At 42.5% G+C, this 2667-nt stretch carries 3 protein-coding genes and 1 pseudogene; 2 read left to right on the top strand and 2 right to left on the bottom strand.

Annotated features, from left to right (window positions below; all coding sequences use genetic code 11):
• Both AB7U21_RS11755 and AB7U21_RS11750 read left to right on the top strand, forming a co-directional pair.
• Positions 1–244 (top strand): annotated as a pseudogene (locus AB7U21_RS11755) (RNA ligase); the annotation flags it as partial.
• Positions 245–299: 55 nt separating this feature from the next.
• A complete protein-coding gene (locus tag AB7U21_RS11750; protein ID WP_428389267.1) occupies positions 300–1334 on the top strand; it encodes an EF-Tu/IF-2/RF-3 family GTPase in 1035 nt (344 codons plus the stop codon).
• Between the two features lie 6 nt (positions 1335–1340).
• Here AB7U21_RS11750 and AB7U21_RS11745 read toward each other — a convergent pair whose 3' ends face one another.
• Both AB7U21_RS11745 and AB7U21_RS11740 read right to left on the bottom strand, forming a co-directional pair.
• Positions 1341–1844 (bottom strand): hypothetical protein, encoded by a 504-nt coding sequence (locus AB7U21_RS11745; RefSeq protein ID WP_428389265.1) that lies wholly within the window; start codon positions 1842–1844, stop codon positions 1341–1343.
• 12 nt (positions 1845–1856) lie between these two features.
• On the bottom strand, positions 1857–2600 hold the full coding sequence (locus tag AB7U21_RS11740) for an RAD55 family ATPase (protein WP_428389263.1): 744 nt from the start codon (positions 2598–2600) through the stop codon (positions 1857–1859).
• Positions 2601–2667: the final 67 nt, after the last annotated feature.

Raw genomic sequence — 2667 nt, 5'->3', positions numbered from 1 at the left:
ACCTATGAAGGAATCCATAATAAAAGTAAGAGAGGGGGAGAGAGTTGCCGAAGAGTTCACCATAAGAGTGAAAGACAGGGCAACCATATCAAGGTTCGAAGAGTACATGAGAAGGCTTGGAATGGATGTAATGTTCAGTGAACCTAAGATCGAAGATAACGAATACGTTGTACATATGACAAAGATCAACAAGAGCACCAGTGATAAGACACTAGCCATGTGGGAAGGCCAATTGTGGTCATGAAAAAAGATATATTTGTATGATAGCATTCGTAAGCTCATAAAGACCAGGTGCCAACATGACAAAGATCACTATAATAGGTAGCCAGCAAAGTGGAAAAACAACACTTGCTGCAAAAATGGGAAAGAAAGGCAACGTATCGGACTTCACAATGTATGATTTTGCCAAGGGCGATAAGATAATGACTATCATAGACCCTACAGGATACCCCGATTCCGTTAAGCCATTGATAGCCTCTCTTACTCTTTCCGATATCGCCATCCTTTGCGTGCCTCCCACTGGTCTGGATGCCTATGCCGGGGAATGTATCGTCTGCCTTGAGTGCATGAGCTACAAACATGGCCTTGTGCTGCTCACAAAATCTGATACTACTTACCCGCAGGCAACAGATGAATTGAAAGCAAAGTTGCAGAAGATCACAAAAGGCACGGTCCTTGAGAATTGGGAGTACATGGCAGTTTCCACTAAAACCTTTGAGGGTATGGAAGAGCTCAAGGAAAAGATCTTCAATATGGGTGAAACGATCGATGAAGAGGATAGAAAGAAGGCCACTCTGCCAGCAAGGGTGATAATAGACCAATCTTTCAATGTCACTGGGATCGGATGTGTTGTGCTTGGGGTTGTAATCCAGGGTACTATCAATGCAAAAGACAAAATGACAGCTTATCCCACCAGAAAACCTCTGGAGATCAGGTCTATACAGATGCACGATGTGGATGTTAGAAATGCGCCATCCGGAGCGAGAGTAGGACTTGCTCTTAAAGGGATACAGTCCAAAGATATTGATAGAGGCCATGTCCTCTCCCTTGAGGAAATGGTCAGTGAGAATTTGAAAATTAAATGCAGACTCTCCCCTTTTTCCAAAGGTTTCAATACTGGAAGCATGTTACATATATTCGTTGGACTACAATCGTCCCCTATGCGTGTCAGCAGCATAGAGAAAAACGGGAATATGGTAGAAAAAGCGTCGGCTGGAGAGGAGTATGTTCTTGAACTGAGGGGTATGAAGGAAATATCCTATTCACAACAGGATAGGTTCATACTCACAGATCTGGACGAAAAACAAAGGTTCGTAGGTTATGGTTCCCTTTGAAAGAGATCATTTTTTAGGGGAGAGATTTTTAAACCCATCCAGCATGGATGGCCTTTCAACTGCTTTTGTAAGGGAAGTATTCTCAGGCAGGTCTGTCAATTGAGGCCTTTCTAAAGGAGCCGGAGAACCTGCCTGAAAAATCTCTCTCTTTCTGAAGGAATTACTGATCCCTGAAATACTGTGAGATTGTGGTAGCAACACGGGTGAAGAGGTGGATAAAGATGGATCCTTATCTGCCCCTCTCTTTGAAAGACCAGCTTTCATATCACGTTCTCTGGTCCTGGCACCCTCTGTTCTTCCGATCTCATAGTTTTCTCTGACCGAAGTACCCAGATCGCCCTGAGATGCAAACTCGTAAAGTGAGTTGAACCTCTCCTTTACCCATCCGATCTCTGAATGCTTATGATAACCCACCTCAAAACCAAGTTCATAAGAGCTCTTGATGAGCGTCTGTTTCTGGATTTCAGTGAGCTCTCTTTTAGTTTCCTTTTTCTTAAAGATCTTGACCATTGGATCAATCCATTATTCGAGATATCCTTCGATCTTCAGACCCTTATCAGTGAACTGTACTGTGCGCATGTTACAATCGTGCCTGGTCCCTCTCATTTTAATTATTTGTATGGCTCTGGTCATATTCTTATCGTAGAGGAAATTATGCATGAAGATCACTCCATGTGCTGCGAACTGTTCTGTTGAATAGGCCGTTGGATCGGTCAGTTCTCCTATCAGTATTGTGGTACATCCAAGCTTCTTAAGATTTCGTATGAACCTTGTCATTTCCTTTTCCTGTAAAGATAGATCCTTTGTTGTAAAACGGATGGCTGATACGGAATCCAACACAAGCCTTTTTACATCATATTCAGCCACATAGGCTGCAATTTCCTTAAATACCATTGCAGGAGAAGGAGCCTCACTTTCAATGGAAGTTCGGCTAACCTCATAATGAGGCGATACAGAATCATTAAGCTCGTCCATGTATCCATATTCCATCCTTGGACCCAGGTCAGCAAAAAGTAGTTTCCTCATCTTTATAAGTGGTATGACGTTCATCGCATAATTGGACATATCATCAATGATATTCTGAGGGCTTTCCAGTAAGGTCACATATAGACCTACCTCACCAAGTGCAGCACCATGAGCAAGGAATTGTACACAGAATGTAGTTTTACCGCTACCCGGTGGGCCACTAACAAGATAAACCCTTTCAGAGAGCAGACCTCCCTGGACAAGTTCATCAAAACCTTCAATTCCAGTTTGTATTCTCATGTTAATCCTCATCTATGATGGAATATACTAATATAATTATAAACTAATATATAAGCTGCACGTTCAT

It is taken from the genome of Methanomethylovorans sp. (genome assembly GCF_050177135.1).
Classification (GTDB): Archaea; Halobacteriota; Methanosarcinia; order Methanosarcinales; family Methanosarcinaceae; genus Methanomethylovorans.
The sequence above is the reverse complement of the archived record's forward strand: the minus strand, read 5'-3'. Positions and strand labels throughout refer to the sequence as shown.